Raw genomic sequence first — 16,666 nt, 5'->3', positions numbered from 1 at the left:
CCACTTTTATGCCTTGTAAATTTTAACCGCGCACTTTTTATAGTCTGTCTCTTTTGAGATCGGGCAAGTAGCGTCAAGGCAGACTTTATTTATAAATACGTTTTCGTCAAAGAAAGGCACATAGACAAGACCTACTGGCGGCTTATTTCTACCTTTTAGATCTACTCTAGCTTTTACCTTGCCACGGCGTGACTCGACCCAAACGATCTCATTTTGAAGCACGCCAAGTTTTTTAGCGTCATCTTCGTGCATGTAGCAAAGTGCCTCTGGGACGGCTCTATAAAGCTCAGGAACACGCATAGTCATCGTGCCTGTATGCCAGTGCTCTAGGACACGGCCAGTACATAGCCAGAATGGATAATCTTTGCTTGGCATCTCGCATGGATCCATATAAGGGCGGAAGAAAATTTTTGCTTTGTTTGCAAGAGGAGTTTTCTCTTGATTTTTTACGCCTTTTAGATCGCCTGTTGGAAGAGCTGCGTTTTTGTTGCCATAGAATGCAAATTTATCATTTGGAGCAGCTTTTTTAGCGTATGGGTCAAATTTAGTGTTAAATCTCCACTGAGTCTCTTTGCCATCAACCACTGGCCATCTAAGACCTCTTACTCTGTGGTAAGTGTCAAAGTCAGCTAGGTCGTGACCGTGGCCAACGCCAAATTTTCTATACTCCTCCCAGAGATATTTGTGGATGAAAAATCCATATCCTTTAAATTCTTTACCATCAGAGCCGATCACTTTTCTGCTATCGCCAAAGACTTCTGTATTGTCGTAGTTTTCCATGATCGGATCGTTTGCGCTAAATTTCTTAGCATCTTCATTTGCAAAAAGCACGTCAAATAGCGTATCTTCTTCGCTATATCCCATAGCTTTTGCAGCTTCAAGCACGCTTGGAAGTGTCACTTTGTCATTTAGTTTTTTCTCGCCCCAAACGTCTTTTAGCTTAAAGCGCTTACTAAACTCAAGCATCTGCCAGATATCAGGCATCGCTTCGCCAACAGGGAGCACTTGCTGTCTCCAGTGCTGTGTCCTTCTCTCGGCGTTGCCGTATGCGCCCCATTTTTCGTAAATCATCGCAGTTGGTAAAATAAGGTCAGCTACTTTTGCAGAAATTCCTGGATAAGGGTCGCTTACGACGATGAAATTGTCCATTTCGCGGGCTGCTTTGATCCAGTGGTTTGCGTTTGCAGTGTTTTGCCATGGGTTATTTACTTGAACCCAGATAAATTTAACCTTGCCGTCTTCAAGATCACGCATCATTTTTACATAGTGTGAGCCTGGTACGGCATTTAGCGTGCCAGCAGGTAGTTTCCAAAGTTTTTCAGTGATCTCCCTGTGTTTTGGATTGCCGACAACCATATCAGCTGGCAAGCGGTGAACGAATGTTCCAACCTCTCTTGCTGTTCCGCACGCACTTGGCTGGCCAGTTAGAGAAAAGGCGCCTGAGCCTGGGAGTGCTTGCTTGCCAAGCAAGAAATGCACCATATAAGCTTGCTCATTTACCCATGTGCCGCGTTGGTGTTGGTTAAAGCCCATGGTCCAGAAACTTACAACTTTGCGGTTTTTCTCGATGTAAAGATCAGCAAGTGCTTTTAGTTTTTTCTTAAATTCATTGATATCTTCGTTTGGATCGCCTTTTGCTACCTTAGCTGTAAAGTCGAGTGTGTAAGGCGCAAGAGCTTTTTTAAACTCTTCAAATGTTATTTGCCAGTGATCGCCAGCCTTTGCAGCGTTTTTGTTTTCTAACGTATCACCAGCTTTTAGTCCAAGATAAGAAAGTGTAACGCCCTCAGCCTCGCTTAGCACCTTTGACTTCTCAGTCGCAGCGGTATCTAGCTCGCTTGGGGCATATTTTTTGTGATGGATGTCTGGTCGAAGACCATATCCGATATCAACTGGGCCAGCCGTGAAGACGCAGTGCTTTTTAACAAATTCTTCATCGATCATCTCAGGGTGGTTATAGACTATCTCACGAGCGATGTAGTTCCAGATAGCAAGGTCAGATGACGGAGCAAAAATGATCTCGATATCGGCTAAATTTGATGTTCTAGTTGAGTAAGTACTTAAATTTACGACCTTTACTCTATCAGGATCGCTAAGCTTTCTATCACTGACGCGCGCCCAAAGGATCGGGTGCATCTCAGCCATATTTGCGCCCCAAGCTATGATGGTATCAGTTAGCTCGATGTCATCAAAGCAGCCTGATGGCTCATCAATACCAAAAACTTGCATAAAGCCAAGAACCGCACTTGCCATACAGTGTCTTGCGTTTGGATCGATGCTGTTGCTTCTAAAGCCACCTTTCATAAGCTTAACAGCTGTGTAGCCCTCTGGGATTGTGTATTGACCAGAGCCAAGCACGCCAACGCCGTGAGGTCCAAGCTCATCATAAGTCTTTCTAAACTGAGCCTCCATCACGTCAAATGCTTGCTTCCAGCTTACTTGCTTAAATTTACCTTTTTTGTCAAATTCGCCCTTTTCATTTACACGTAAAAGTGGATGAGTGATCCTATCTTCGCCGTACATGATCTTAGCGTTGAAGTAGCCTTTGATACAGTTTAGACCGCGGTTTACTGGTGCTTCTGGATCGCCTTTTACAGCTACTATCTTGCCCTCTTTTGTAGCAACCATGATGCCACATCCGGTTCCACAAAATCTACAGGCAGCCTTATCCCAACGCCAGCCTTTTTCAGCTTCGTTTGCCGCACTTAGCGAGCTTGGCACAGCGATACCGGCACTAGCACAAGCAGCACTAGCTGCAGCACTTTTGATGAAATCTCGTCGATTCATTTTTTCTCCTTCAAAGATTTAAAACAAAGTTAAATAAATATTAACTTTGTAAAGCTTAATTTACGCCTGATTTACATCGGCTATTTTATCAAAATCTTAAATTTTAAAATTACAAGTTGTTTCCAAGATTTGTTATAAAAAGAGCCTTGCCAAGAGCACAAAATCGTAAATTTAAAATCAAAAATATAAATTATTATATAGATTTATTTTTCATTAATCTTAAAAAAATATATTAAAAGTTTTATTAAATAATGTGTAGAAAAGTAACATATAAAATGGATTAAATTTATTTTTTATTTAATCAATTTCTCGAAAATGCAATAGATATGATGTTAAAAAATTTATATCCAAGATATTTTTAATATTTAGCAAGACTTGTCACAATTATATATGTTTTATGACAGAAAAAATTATAGTGAAAATTTAATATTTAAAACAAATAATATACGGTTAAAAACTTTAGTAAATTTTAAAATTTATGAGCGAATAAAGTTTTAAAATTTGTAAATTTATCTTATTTACAAATTCACGAAGAGGGACAAAGGGACGGCTTTGCTTCGCTAGCTCGTAACTGCAAGCAGACCATAATTCAAGTCCCCTTGTCTCCCTTTTGAATAAAAAAAATTTATAAATTTAAAGTTGAGATTTCAAAAATAGAAATTTGCTATTTTGCAAATTTTAAACTTTCATTCACTCACAAGAGTTGACTACTGATTTTAGGTCTAACAAAGCTTGCCACTAAAATCAGAGCCGAAATTACTCGCTCATTAAATTTTAAAATTACTGGAATTTCAATAAATTGCATACATCGCAAGACAAATTTTAAATCTTACTCGCTCGCCCTAACAACTTACTAAATTTAGGGCTCATAGATATTCTCCACTAAATTTAGAAGCATGATATGCCAGCTCTAATTTTAAAATTTGTCCTAGTTTTTGAAACGCATGCAGTGCTTCAGCACCATTGCATGCACCTTGAACGTGCGAGGGGTTTGAGGGATCAAAAGGGAGATAAGGGGACGGCCTCGTAACTCGAGTCCCCTTGTCTCCCTTTTGAATAAAAGAGTTTATAAATTTAAAGTTTAGATTTCAAAAATAGAAATTTGCTATTTTGCAAATTTTAAAATCTTACTCACTCGCCTTAGCAACTTACTAAATTTAGGGCTCATAACTATTCGCCACTAAATTTAGAAGCATGATATGCTCGCTCATGAAATTTTAAAATTTTGTATATAGTTCTTGAGTATTAAATTTGAAGTCCAGAATTTAAAGAGTTAAATTTAAAAGATATTTTATTAAACCCCAACCCAGCTTAAACCAGGTTGGAGTTTATGAATATTAATGAAGTGTTTTGCATTAAACAAATTTAAGCTTGTTTATTAAGAAGTTAAAACCTCTTCTTCCTAACCTCTTCAACTATAGCTTTAGCCATCTCATCTACTTCTGATGTGACTTCGTTTGCTTGGTTTGCAATTACAACATTTTCTTTTGTTAGATTATCTATTTGAGCAACTGATTGATTTATCATATTTATGCCTTCACTTTGCTCTTTAATTGATTCACTCATCTCATTTATTGATTGAGCTAATACATTTGTATTTGCTTCTATCTCACCAAGTGATTTTTGAGTTCTCTCAGCTAGCTTTCTTACTTCATCAGCAACAACTGCAAATCCTCTGCCATGCTCTCCAGCTCTAGCTGCTTCAATTGCAGCATTAAGAGCTAGAAGGTTAGTTTGATCTGCTATATCTCTAATGATAGTTATGATGTTTTTAATTTCATCACTTTGTCTTATAACATCAGCTGTCTTTTGAGAGATGGCATTCATTGAGCTAGACATTTGCTCAACTGCAGCTGCTGATTCTTGTAAGCTATTTGCTTGAGTGTTTGCTGAGCTTGCTACTTTTGATACTGAGCTAGCTAGAAGTTTAGCTTTTTCTTCAAGTACTTGAGCTTGGTTTAGATTGTCATTTAGCATTTTAGATATTTCAATGCCTAGAGAGTTTATACCACTTGCTATCTTACCATCATCATCAAGTCTTTTTGTAAAGTCTTGGTTTTTATAAGTGTTTAGTAGATCAAGTACATCTTTACCATTACTTGATATTGCACTTTTAAGAGCAAGTTGTAGATCTTTAAATGTGCTTTTTAGTTGATTTAGAGCTGGGTTATTAGTATCAGCTTCTAAGCTTGCTTCATAGTTGCCATCTTTTATCTCATTTACAAAGGTGTTGGCTTTTTGGATGAAAGCATTTTCATTTTCTTTAGCTGTTTGGATCTTTTGGATGTTTTCGTTTATAAGAGAAGACATAACGCCAAATTCATCTTTAGAAACGATATTTGACTTAACTGGCTCTTTGATCTCGTAGTTTAGAAATTTAAAGAACGAAATAAGCGAATCAGATATCTTTGAGAGTGGCTTAAGCGATCTGCTAACGATAAATATAAGAAGCACTACGATGACTACTATAAATATAACTGAAGAGATGACTTGTGAGACAAGTGTTTTACTAAGGCTTCCGTCATAATCGCTCCATGAGTTTGCAGAACAAACAAGCCAGTTTGCTTGATCGTAAAGCTCGCAAGCAAGAAGCCTCTCTGTGCCTCTGAGATTATAAGTAAATGTTTTATCTCCATTTTTCTTATACTCGTTTGAGTAGTCGTCAATGATCTTCATAGCTTCACTAGAGTCAGAAAGGACAAGATCTTTGTGAGTAAAGTGGATCATCTTTTTATGCTCTAGATCAAATAGTGCTATCGCGCTACTTGGAGTTGGTTTTATCTTACCAAGCTCTTCATTAAGTTTATCTATACCGATGTCTATACCAAAAACACCGACAACTTTACCATTTACAACAACTTTTTTAGTGATAGTGATATTAAGACCACTAGCAGAGCTAGCATAAGGAGCTGAAAATGCTACATTATCTTTTGCGACAGTATCTTTATACCAGTCCTTAACTCTAGCATCATAGTTTTTTCTTTTGTCAAAAATCACAAATTTACGATCCTTGCCATCAAGTACAGCATCGTAAACTGCTCCATCGTTTGCAAAAGCAAAATAAAATTCAGAAAATTCAGTCGAACGTGCCCCAATCATAAGTTCTTTTTCTAAAATCTCTTTATCGTCTAAAATTTCTGGATGTGACTCGAGATATTTAGCAAAACTATCGACAGATGCAATTTTATCTTCAAAAAATGCATTCATATAAAACTGCAAAATTTTTGAGGATGAAGTCTTAGTGTCCTTTGCTAGATCATAAATATTCTCTTTGGTGTTTGTGTAGTTTATAGCCGAAAATACTCCAAGAGAGACAACTAAAAGCACTACGATAATGAGTGCTATCTTGTTTGCTGCTTTTTTCATAAACAAAATCCCTTTGTGTAAAATTTTATCTTTATATCGGCAAAAATTTTTTATGGTTAATAGCTATTTACAATTATTTAGGTGTGAAATTTCAAGTCAAATTTCACATAAATTTTAGTTTCTAGCATCTGCTAAAACAAGCGCAAAAAGCACATCAACGCCTACTTTTTGAAGCGTATCTCTAGCTTCTAGTATCGTTGTGCCAGTGGTTACGATGTCATCGACTAATATGACTGGCGCCGTGATCTTTTTTAAAATTTTAAAATTTCTTGGATTGTTTTGTCTAAATTTAAGATCCTTGCCGCTGTAGCTGACACTGCTTGTCGCATGCAGGGCGTGAAAGATGGGTTTAAGATTTTTAGCACGAAGTTCATTTGCCAAAATAGCCGTGTGTGAGTAGCCATGATGCACTCTATCATCTATCGGCAGGGCGTAAATTTGCTCTGGGAAGCTAAAGCTTTTAGCAAATTTCTTAAATGCAAATTTGGCTAAATTTTTATAGATAAAAAGTCCGTGCATTTGGTGCTTTGAGTGGATGAGCTCTTTGATCTCAGAGTAGCCATAGAAGCTGTAAATTTTAAAGCCCTCTAGCTCTCTTACCAAAGGGCTTGGCTCGCTTAAAATTTGCGAGCAGGTTTTACAAAATGTCTTTAGCGTAAAGCTCTTGCAAAACGCACAAAACATCAGCTATTTAAGATAGCGATCGCAGAGCGTTTAACGGCGTCGTTGATGATGTCTGTTAAGAATGGCTTAAATGCTCCGCCAGTGCGAACTAGCTCAAATTTGGTTTGGTTGTTTGAGATATTTTTGATGATGCTTTGATCGCCTTTTTGGATTTTAAGAGTGATCTTTATCTTGCCCTTTGTGTTGTCGCTGCCATATCCGCTCATATTTGCTTCAAATTCGTTTATGAAAACTTCAACCACAACGCCACCCATGCCATTTACATTTGCGCCACGTGCCGCAAGTTCTCTTTTAAGGGAGTCGCTAAAGTAAGTCGCAAGATCGTTTTGAAGCACAACATACTCTTTTACAGTGCCTCTGCCATCGGTTATAGTTGCAATAGTGCTTTTGTTTTTGCGACTATCATGCACCGCGCTTATATAGACTTCAAGGCCGTTAGCTTGCTGACTTGCAGCAGTTTTGTAAGGATCGAAGGCAACTACTGTCTGAGTAGGCGCGCAACCGCTCAAAAATAGGACAAAAAGTCCAAAGATAGCTAGAAATTTAAATTTACTCATATTTTTCCTTTCAAAGTTTAGTGATCTCATCAGCCACTTTTATGGCGGCTTGCTTGACTAAAAGCGCGATAAAGAAGTCAAACTGACCGCTTTTTGACGCCTCAAGCTCCTCCACATGGTGTCTAGTAGAGATAGGAATTCGTTTTTTGAAATTTATATCTGAAAGCACAAGCTCACCATATAGATGTCCGTTTAAAATTTCAGAGCTTCTAGAGTAAGTGCCCCTAAGCTCGTCAAATCTAAAATCAAGCCTATATGTATAAGGCGATGTTTGCGTATCCACGACAACGATGCCACGCGAATTTAGCTCACGTTTTAAAAACATATAAAAGAGCACTTCAAGGCGTGGATTTGAGTTAAAGACTACGCCACTACCATCTTCTCTTGTATAGTAAATAGACCTTGCGCTGCTTCTAGCATCCACGATCCTATGAAAATAGACCTTCTTTAGCCCAACATTTATGTCGATCATATTTTTTTCTAAGCAGCAGTTTATCGCCACGTCGCTTCTATACTTGACGCCATTTATAAAGACACCATCGCCCCTGCCCCTGCAAGCGCTGCAGTCAGCTGGGATCCTCATAACCTCTTCAAAATAGGTCTTATCTTCGCTACTTATACTTGCACTTTGCACGCCGTCTATGCCCTCGCACGATAGACAAAGGCTAGCTTTTGCTACGCAGCCAGTTAGAAAGACGGCTGCAAAAACTGCTAATAATGTCGCTCTTAGCATTTCACTTCCTTTTGCTCTTTTTGTTTTTTGCGGAGATTTTTCACGCTCTCGCCTGCGATGCCGTAGTTGTTCGTATCAATCTCATCAATAATGACAACGGTATTTTGAGCGCTTCTACCTAAAATTTCGCTTATTAGCTTTGTAACTCCGCTTATCATCTTCTCTTTTTGCTCTACACTTGGGCTATCACCCTCTTTTGTCACGCAAATTTTCACAAACGGCATAGCACTCCTTTTTGTAAATTTAGCACTTAAATTTTAATCAAAACCTATCCACAAAACAAGCTCCCAAATACGGCCGTATCGTAAAATCAAACGAGGCGTGGGTAAAAATTTACGACTGGAGTTACCATGGCAGGTAATGACCGAGTAAATTTTAGACACAACGAAGTATGACAAAGCGAGACAACGCATTAGTCTATTTTTAGAACGGACAAAAACGCCTCCTGCGGCAAATTCACCTTACCAATCGCCTTCATCCTCTTCTTACCCTCTTTTTGCTTTTCAAGCAACTTTCTCTTACGAGTGATGTCGCCGCCGTAGCACTTAGCTGTGACGTTTTTGCCCATTGATTTTACGGTTTCACGAGCGATTATTTTGTTGCCGATGCTAGCTTGTATCGCCACCTCAAAGAGCTGACGTGGCACGATCTCTTTCATCGCCTTTACGAAGTCCCTGCCCTTAGTCTGCGCCTTGCTCTCAGGCACGATGATAGAGAGCGCATCGACCGTCTCGCCGGCCACTTTTACATCAAGCTTTACTAGATCGCCCACGCGGTAGTCGCTTGGTTCATAATCAAAGCTCGCGTAGCCTTTGGTGCTTGACTTTAGCTTGTCATAAAAGTCCATCACGATCTCATTCATCGGTATGTCATACTCTAGTAAAACGCGGTCAGTCGTGATGTAGTCCATTTTTGTTTGTATGCCACGGCGGTTGTTTAAAAGCGTGATAATGTTGCCCAAAAACTCGCTTGGAGTGATTATAGTCGCCTTCACGTATGGCTCAAGGATTGAGTCTATTTTATTGACTGGTGGTAGCTGGCTTGGGTTTTGAATTTTTAAATTTACCCCGTCAGTTTGGATGACTTCATAAGTCACAGTCGGTGCTGTGGCGATGAGATCAAGGTCAAATTCACGCTCCAGCCTCTCTTTGACGACCTCCATGTGAAGAAGACCTAAAAAGCCAACCCTAAAGCCAAATCCAAGTGCGACTGAGGTCTCTGGCTCGTAGCTAATGGAGCTGTCGTTTAGCTTTAGCTTATCCAGCGCGTCACGCAGATCTTCAAATTTATCAGTTTCAATAGGATAAAGTCCAGCAAATACAAATGGCTTAGCCCTCTCAAAGCCGCCAACTGGCTCTTTTAGGGGATTTCTTGACTGCGTTATCGTATCTCCAACTTGCACATCGCTAACGTTTTTAAGTCCCAAAACCACGATGCCAACCTCGCCAGCGCTAAGCGTTTTAGTCTTGATCGGTGCGATCGGATTTGGATACATGAGGTCTAGCACGATATGTTTTTTGCCCGTGCCCATGACCAAAATTTCGTCATTTTTTGAAATTTCACCATCATAAACGCGCACAAGAGCAAGCGCTCCAAGATAGTTGTCAAACCAGCTATCGTAAATGAGCGCCTTTGTAGGCTTGCTAACATCGCCATTTGGTGCAGGGATCCTCGTGATGATCGCTTCAAGCAGCTCTTTTATGCCAACGCCTGTTTTTGCGCTCACTTCGATAGCCCCTGAACAGTCAAGTCCGATGATGTGCTCGATCTCGTCTTTTACCCTAGCAGGGTCAGCCGCCGGCAGATCGATCTTGTTGATGACTGGGATGATCTCTAGGTTGTTTTCAAGTGCGATATAGACGTTTGCGATGGTTTGCGCCTCCACGCCCTGAGAAGCATCCACGACAAGTAGCGCGCCCTCGCAACTAGCCAAAGAGCGGCTCACCTCGTAGCTAAAATCAACGTGTCCTGGGGTGTCTATCAAATTTAGAACAAAATTTTGCCCATTTAGGGCGTAGTTTAGGCGGACAGACTGGGCTTTGATCGTGATGCCACGCTCTTTTTCTATATCCATCGTGTCCATGATCTGCGAGCTCATCTCACGGTCGCTAACAGCGCCACACTCCTGAATGAGACGGTCAGCAAGCGTGCTTTTGCCGTGGTCGATATGAGCGATGATGCTAAAGTTTCTAATGTTTTTCATATAAGCTTTACTTTTTCTGAGAATTTGGGCTTTATTTTGCCTAAAGTTGATTTAAAATTTGCATAATCTAATTTTAAACATTAAGTAAAAAGTAGTTAAAATCACAACTTTAAAAATAAAATCATGAAGGTTAAAAATGGCAATCCAAAGCGTAGAACCAAATGTAGCATATATGATAAATTCAGAGCTCAAATCATATAAACTTGATATCAAAATGGAACAAGAGAGCTTAAATAGTGAGATAGATAATGCCTTACAAGAATATGCTTCTAAGGGAGGTGGCAAAGGTGGCAACAAACCTGATGCTAAACTACTCTTGCAAGATAAGAGCTTAAATTTTTATCCTGTATTGATTGAATACAAAGGCTATGAAGATAAGTTAGAAAAACTAGACGCCGACGGCAATGTAGAAAATCGCACCGCCAAAAATGAACCAAATTTTAAAAATATAAAAGAATACGCTGTAAATGGAGCGATCCACTATGCAAATGCTCTGCTTCACCATACAAGCTATACTGACATCATCGCCATTGGTGTCACTGGTTTTAAAGATAACAAAGGCAAACTCCAAACAAAAATCGGAGTCTATTATGTTTCAAAGTCAAATTTAGGTATAGGTCAAAAAGTTGGTGACTTTAGCGACCTTTCATTTTTAAAAATATCAAATTTTGATGAATTTGCAAAAAGCCTAAAATATCTAAATTTATCATACGATGAACTTGAAAAGATAAAACAAAAGCGCGAAAAAGAGATTGACGCCAGCTTAGTAAAACTAAATAAAGATATTTATGAAAAAGGAATTGGCGAGAATGACAGAGTTTATCTTGTTGCAGCTTCAATCATTGCTACTCTTGGTATACCTGGCAAGGTTGCTCCACTTGAAAAACATGAACTAAAATCTTCACCCGAGCAAGGCAACACTGATGGTGAAATTTTAACGAGAAAGATAAAAGCATTTTTGGACTGTAAAAGTATTCCAACAGATAAAAAAGATCTCATCATTCGCACACTATCAAACACAATCTTATCTGAAAATATTAATAAAGTAACAAACGGCGAAACACAGTTAAAACGATTATTTTCTAAAATAGTAGATGACTTAGGAATTTACTATAAAATCGGACTTACGACTGATTTTACTGGAAAACTATTTAACCAAATGTATTCATGGCTTGGTTTTTCTCAAGACAAGCAAAACGATGTAGTTCTCACTCCTTCATATGTTGCTACGCTTTTAGTGCGCCTTGCGCGGGTAAATAAAGACAGTTACGTCTGGGATTTTGCCACAGGCTCAGCTGGACTTTTGGTTGCTGCTTTGAACGAAATGATAAAAGATGCTAAAGACAATATAAAATCACCTGAAGAATTTAAGCAAAAAGAGCTAAAGATAAAGGCGGAACAACTTTTAGGACTTGAAATTCTTCCATCTATTTATATGCTAGCTGTCTTAAACATGATAATGATGGGCGATGGAAGCTCCAACATCTTAAACAAGGATAGTTTAAGTGATTTTAGTGGCGAATATGGTTTTGGTAATGTTAAAGAAAAATTTCCTGCAACAGCTTTTGTGCTAAACCCACCTTATTCTGCGCCTGGAAATGGCATGGTCTTTGTAGAAACTGCTTTAAGTATGATGAGTAAAGGCTATGCCGCTATCATTATACAAAATTCAGCAGGTAATGGTAAGGCAAAAGAGATAAATAAAAAAATTCTTGAACAAAATACCCTTGTTGCAAGTATTAAAATGCCAACTGACCTTTTCTTTGGTAAATCAAACGTGCAAACAAACATCTATGTTTTTAAAGTTGGTGAAAAACACGAAAAAGACGAAATGGTAAAATTTATTGATTTTTCAAACGATGGCTACACACGCTCGAATCGCAAAAAAGCGAGTAATAATTTAAAAGATACAGACAATGCGAAAGAGCGTTATAATGAGCTTGTAAATTTGGTGCGGTTTGGTAAAAGCAAGCTTATAATTTTTAGCGAAGACGAATACTATGAGGATACTATTGATCCAAATAACGGTGCTGATTGGAACAAATCTAGACCAGTCGACACTATACCAACTTTAATAGATTTTAAAAGAACTGTAGGTGACTATCTAAGCTGGGAAGTGTCGCAAATTCTTAAAAAGGAAAGTCCCAGTAAAAGAACTATCATCAGTCAACGAATTGCAAATTTAGAAAATGATTTTAAAGCGCATGGTGGAAAATTTAAAGAATATCGCATAGGTGATTTATTTGATGTTGAAAAACTTGGATTTATGGCAAAAACAAAAATTATATAACACGATATGACAAAACCAAATATTAACTCAGTTGCAGTTATAAGTGGAATTACTACAAATAATGGTGTAAATTATTATACAAATGATAAGTTGCCAGAAAATGAGATATTTAAAGAATGTTTAACAATTTCAACTCGTGGTGAATATTCTGGAACTGTAACATATCATTCAGAAAAATTTGTTTTAGCAAATAATATTTTAGCTATGCCTATGCCAAATTGGTCTAAGCGTGCTCAGCTTTTTATCGCTACAGCTATAAATACGCTAAATTATGGAGGTTATTCTAATTATCCAAAAAAAGAAACATTAAAACAAGAAAAAGTTATTTTACCAACAAAAGGCAACAAGATAGATTTTTTATTTATGGAAAATTTTATTGAAGAGTTTGAACGAGAATATGTTAAAGAAAAAGAGCAAAAATATACCAAAAAATTTGACGCGTGTCTTGCGGTAACTGGACTTAAAAATTATGAATTAACTGATGCCGAAAAATCCGCCCTTGCTAAATTTGACGAATTTGATAAATGGGGGGGGGTAGCGAAGGAATTTAAAATCGGCGATTTGTTTGAAGTTGTCTCAAACCCACAACTTAATAAAGATAGCTTCCAATTTAGTGACGATGGCGAATATCCGTATTTTACACGAACGGTTTTAAATAACGGCATAACAGGATATGTTGATTATTTAGATGAAAAACATAAAATTAAGGGCAATTCACTAGCTGTTGGGATGCTTGGAATGCAATTTTTCTATATGGAAAAAGATTTTTACGCAGGTCAATTTACGAAAACAATTTATCCTAATTTTGATAATTTTAGTAAAAATATTGCCCAGTACTTTATTGGCTGGCTTAATAAAAAGCAAAAATTTTATCAAGGTAGTTTAGTGCGTGATTTTGAGAAACTATTTAAAGGAACGAATATTTTACTTCCAATAAACGAAAACGGCGAAATTGACTACGAATTTATGGAAAATTTCATAAAAGCTATCGAAAAGCTAGTTATAAAAGACGTCGTGCTTTGGGCTGACAAAAAGATAGAAGCAACCAAAAAGGTCATTAATAAAGCCTATATTAGTGATGATGCCCAAAATGCTCGTCTTTATGCGCGCTTTTTAGCTCGCAGATGAGACCATTTTTGTGTCCAAGGCTCTCACTCTCAAACTGAAGCGTGACATGGCCGATACCAACGTGAGAAAGCTCGTGCTCGATGTGCTTTATCATCTTTGAAATTTCAGCCACACTTAGCGCATCATCCACCACCACGTGGGCTATTAGCGCGTTTGTGCCAGCATTTATCGCCCAGATATGTAGGTCATGTACGATTTTAACGCCATCTACACCCTTTATAACGCCTAAAATTTCATCCATATCAAGCTTAAGCGGCACAGCTTCGATCAGGATATTAAAGCTATCTTTTAGCAAGCTAGCGCCGCTTTTTATGATGAGTAGAGAGACAAAGATACTTGCAATGCTATCGGCCTGCGTGAAGTTAAATTTCATCACAAGAAGCGCCGCGACGATGGCACCAACTGAGCCAAGCGTGTCGCCAAGCACGTGCAAATACGCACCTTTCATGTTTAAATTTTCTTTTGTATCAGCGCTTTTATGCATATAAATAGCCACGACTAAATTTACCACAAGCCCCAAAATACTAACAAAAAGCATTGTTTCAGCCTCTATCTCTGGCTCGTTAAAAAGCCTAACGATCGCCTCGACTACGACAAAGACTGCAAGTGCGATAAGAGCGATAGCATTTATGAAAGCAGCGATGATCTCGACCCTTTTGTAGCCAAAGGTCTTTTGTAAATTTGCCCTTTTTTCTGCGATCTTAAAAGCAACCAGTGACAAAAAGAGAGCCGCAGCGTCTGAGAGCATGTGAAATGCGTCGCTAATAAGCGCAAGCGAGTTTGAAACGAAGCCAAAAACGGCCTCAACTATCATAAACGTGAAAATTAGAAAAAACGAATTTCTAAGAACGCTCTTGTTGTGCATCATTGTCCTTCTTTTGGGCGTCGATCCTCTTACCGATATCTTTTAAATTTGAAAATTCCTCTATGAGCTTTGGCGAGTCATCAAGACTGATGACGAAATTCCATATATAGGTCATCACAGAGTAGATGTGGCCAGCATTTGTCTGCTGCGAGCTTAGCACTATTATCGCCACCAAAAAGAGCAGCGATGCGCTAATGCCGATGATAAAATAGCTCATCGCCTCCCTATTTGAGATCGCTATACGAAATTTAGAAACGACATCGTAGTGCCTATTTAACGTGCTTTTGTTAAAAACACCTATCACCTTTGCTTCTTTTTCTAGGCGGTCATTTAAGCGAAGATAAAGGTCGTCATTTTTCTTGATATATCTTGGTAAAAATATAAGAAAAAAGGTCATCACTACAAAGCACGCCACAGCGACCTTTGGCCGGGCAAAATGAGCATAAATGCTGAGCCGATGATCGAAATGACCGATGTAAAAAACATAGGAAAATGCGTCTCAAAGAAATTTACAAACTCTCGAGAGAGCGCTACTCTGGAGATGATGGCGGAGTCGTCTTTGGCATTTTGTTTTTCATTCATGATGACATTTACAGCAAGCTTTGCATATATACTTGCAAAAACTTGCGTATCCACGCGGCGCCTGATAGCTCCTACAAGCCACGCTATGAGCACAAAAAGTGCGTAAATGAGGGCATTTAACGTATTTCTTTGCATGATTGCGTTTATCGCAAAGCCCGCAAATATCGGATAAGCAAGAAAAAGTCCGTTCTCTGCTAACACAAAAGTAAAGGTCAAAATGAGTTTTTTGTTATGCTCGGTCGCTATGCCTTTTAGCGTTTTAAAGGCGTTATTTTGCAAATTTTGACTCCAAGTTATCATAAATTTTTCGTAAATTATAGCCTAAATTTGCAAATTTTGATAATTTTTTGTTGTAACTCTTGACATTACAACAAAAAATCACTATACTTCGCTCATCGGTTGTAAATAAAAAGATTACAACAAAAAAACAAGGAGAACAAAATGAAAAATTATCAAGTTGCAAAGATCGCAAATGCGCCAAGAGTCGAGCTAAAAGAGGCTTTAAATTTAACTGGCTGTGAGGTATCTATAAACGAACTTCCAGCAAATGTGAGCGTGCCATTTGTCCATGCGCACAAGCAAAACGAGGAGCTTTACATCATCATTGAGGGTGACGGCGAGCTTTTTATCGACGGCGAAGTGATAAAAGTAAGCAAAGGCGACGCAGTGCGCATAGATCCAGATGGTAAAAGGTGCTTTAAAGCTGGCAAAAACGGTATCAAAATGATCTGCATCCAGACAAAACGCGGTAGCCTAGAGCAATACACCATGACTGACGGCGTGATAGTCGATGACGTAAAGCCAAGCTGGCTGTAAATTTAAAAAGCAAAATTTAAATAGCAATCTTGGACACAAATGGCAAAAGCGGCGTAAATTTATCTAAAAATGGCTTCAAAACTCGGCGATTGTTAAAAAACAAAGAGTAAAACGACGACGTAAAAGTCATCTATAAAAGATATTTTTGAGCCTACAAAAGCTGATCTAACAGACTTCGATGCGATTATCAGCGCATTTGCCGTTTGGTCGTTATAAACCTTCTCTTCTCACAAAAAGTGGTCGCTCACCTAGTAAATTTACTAGAAGGCACTAGCACAAGGCTCGTCGTAGCTCTTGGCGCTGGCACGTTATTTGTTGATAGCAAAGGCACTATGCTCATGGATACGCCAGACTTCCCAGCGGCATATATGGGCGTGGCAAAGGCGACGGCGGAGTCATATTTTGAGCTAAAAGGTAGCACAAATGTGCTTTGGACGTATGTAAGTCCAGCAGGCGACTACGACGCAAACGGCGCTCGCACGGGCAAATACGTGCTTGGCGGGGATGATCTCATACTAAACTCAAAAAATGAGAGCTACATCAGCTACGCAGATCTTGCGCTTGCGATCATTGACGAGCTAAAAAACAAGAAATTTATCCAAAAGCGCTTTACCGCGGTCGGCGAGAGAGCTTGAGTTTATAAATTTGACGGCTG

At 38.7% G+C, this 16,666-nt stretch carries 14 protein-coding genes and 1 pseudogene; 4 read left to right on the top strand and 11 right to left on the bottom strand.

Translation table 11 applies throughout. The features are described 5' to 3' along the window. Positions 1-6: 6 nt before the first annotated feature. The 8 genes and pseudogenes from napA to lepA form a co-directional block, all read right to left on the bottom strand. The gene (gene napA, locus CCS77_RS03205; RefSeq protein WP_103569705.1) at positions 7-2,787 is read right to left on the bottom strand and encodes a nitrate reductase catalytic subunit NapA; all 2,781 of its coding nucleotides are present in this window, start codon (positions 2,785-2,787) and stop codon (positions 7-9) included. 1,386 nt (positions 2,788-4,173) lie between these two features. Next, a complete protein-coding gene (locus CCS77_RS10830) occupies positions 4,174-4,764 on the bottom strand; it encodes a methyl-accepting chemotaxis protein (RefSeq protein ID WP_232527126.1) in 591 nt (196 codons plus the stop codon). A gap of 588 nt (positions 4,765-5,352) precedes the next feature. Further along, positions 5,353-5,994, bottom strand: a pseudogene (locus CCS77_RS10825) (cache domain-containing protein); the annotation flags it as partial. A 273-nt stretch (positions 5,995-6,267) separates the two neighbouring features. Then, a complete protein-coding gene (locus CCS77_RS03195; RefSeq protein ID WP_107916552.1) occupies positions 6,268-6,837 on the bottom strand; it encodes a ComF family protein in 570 nt (189 codons plus the stop codon). Continuing rightward, a complete protein-coding gene (locus CCS77_RS03190; RefSeq protein WP_012001474.1) occupies positions 6,837-7,394 on the bottom strand; it encodes a YajG family lipoprotein in 558 nt (185 codons plus the stop codon). The genes CCS77_RS03195 and CCS77_RS03190 overlap by 1 nt, the downstream gene beginning before the upstream one ends. Positions 7,395-7,404: 10 nt before the next feature. Further along, positions 7,405-8,127 carry a hypothetical protein gene (locus CCS77_RS03185; protein ID WP_103580764.1) on the bottom strand — a complete coding sequence of 241 codons (723 nt, stop codon included), beginning with the start codon at positions 8,125-8,127 and terminating at the stop codon, positions 7,405-7,407. After that, the gene (locus CCS77_RS03180) at positions 8,121-8,351 is read right to left on the bottom strand and encodes a 2-hydroxymuconate tautomerase family protein (RefSeq protein WP_009294206.1); all 231 of its coding nucleotides are present in this window, start codon (positions 8,349-8,351) and stop codon (positions 8,121-8,123) included. Before CCS77_RS03180 ends, CCS77_RS03185 begins: the two co-directional genes overlap by 7 nt. 188 nt (positions 8,352-8,539) lie before the next feature. Beyond that, positions 8,540-10,330 (bottom strand): translation elongation factor 4, encoded by a 1,791-nt coding sequence (gene lepA / locus CCS77_RS03175; RefSeq protein ID WP_103620163.1) that lies wholly within the window; start codon positions 10,328-10,330, stop codon positions 8,540-8,542. Positions 10,331-10,466: 136 nt separating this feature from the next. On the opposite strand from lepA, the gene CCS77_RS03170 reads away from it, so the two are divergent. Both CCS77_RS03170 and CCS77_RS03165 read left to right on the top strand, forming a co-directional pair. Beyond that, positions 10,467-12,620, top strand: coding sequence for an HsdM family class I SAM-dependent methyltransferase (locus CCS77_RS03170; protein ID WP_107916551.1), 2,154 nt, complete (start codon positions 10,467-10,469; stop codon positions 12,618-12,620). Between the two features lie 6 nt (positions 12,621-12,626). Next, positions 12,627-13,748, top strand: a complete 1,122-nt coding sequence (locus CCS77_RS03165) for a restriction endonuclease subunit S (protein ID WP_201741726.1) — start codon at positions 12,627-12,629, stop codon at positions 13,746-13,748. Here CCS77_RS03165 and CCS77_RS03160 read toward each other — a convergent pair. From CCS77_RS03160 to CCS77_RS10685, 3 genes are read right to left on the bottom strand one after another with little or no spacing between them, the layout of a single operon-like run. Then, positions 13,693-14,616, bottom strand: a complete 924-nt coding sequence (locus CCS77_RS03160) for a cation diffusion facilitator family transporter (protein WP_236635292.1) — start codon at positions 14,614-14,616, stop codon at positions 13,693-13,695. The genes CCS77_RS03165 and CCS77_RS03160 overlap by 56 nt on opposite strands. Next, positions 14,591-15,010, bottom strand: coding sequence for an ABC transporter six-transmembrane domain-containing protein (locus CCS77_RS10690; RefSeq protein ID WP_250645221.1), 420 nt, complete (start codon positions 15,008-15,010; stop codon positions 14,591-14,593). The genes CCS77_RS03160 and CCS77_RS10690 overlap by 26 nt, the downstream gene beginning before the upstream one ends. 2 nt (positions 15,011-15,012) lie before the next feature. Then, positions 15,013-15,495 (bottom strand): ABC transporter six-transmembrane domain-containing protein, encoded by a 483-nt coding sequence (locus CCS77_RS10685; RefSeq protein WP_250645220.1) that lies wholly within the window; start codon positions 15,493-15,495, stop codon positions 15,013-15,015. 141 nt (positions 15,496-15,636) lie between these two features. Here CCS77_RS10685 and CCS77_RS03150 point away from each other — a divergent pair, with 141 nt between their 5' ends. Together CCS77_RS03150 and CCS77_RS10465 are read left to right on the top strand one after the other, a co-directional pair. Beyond that, complete coding sequence (locus tag CCS77_RS03150; protein WP_107916549.1) at positions 15,637-16,011, top strand: cupin domain-containing protein; 375 nt, start codon at positions 15,637-15,639, stop codon at positions 16,009-16,011. 203 nt (positions 16,012-16,214) lie between these two features. Further along, on the top strand, positions 16,215-16,646 hold the full coding sequence (locus CCS77_RS10465; protein ID WP_236635290.1) for an NAD(P)-dependent oxidoreductase: 432 nt from the start codon (positions 16,215-16,217) through the stop codon (positions 16,644-16,646). Positions 16,647-16,666 lie beyond the last annotated feature (20 nt).

Origin of the sequence: Campylobacter concisus, assembly GCF_003048375.1 — a bacterium.
GTDB lineage: Bacteria > Campylobacterota > Campylobacteria > Campylobacterales > Campylobacteraceae > Campylobacter_A > Campylobacter_A concisus_T.
The sequence above is the reverse complement of the archived record's forward strand: the minus strand, read 5'-3'. Positions and strand labels throughout refer to the sequence as shown.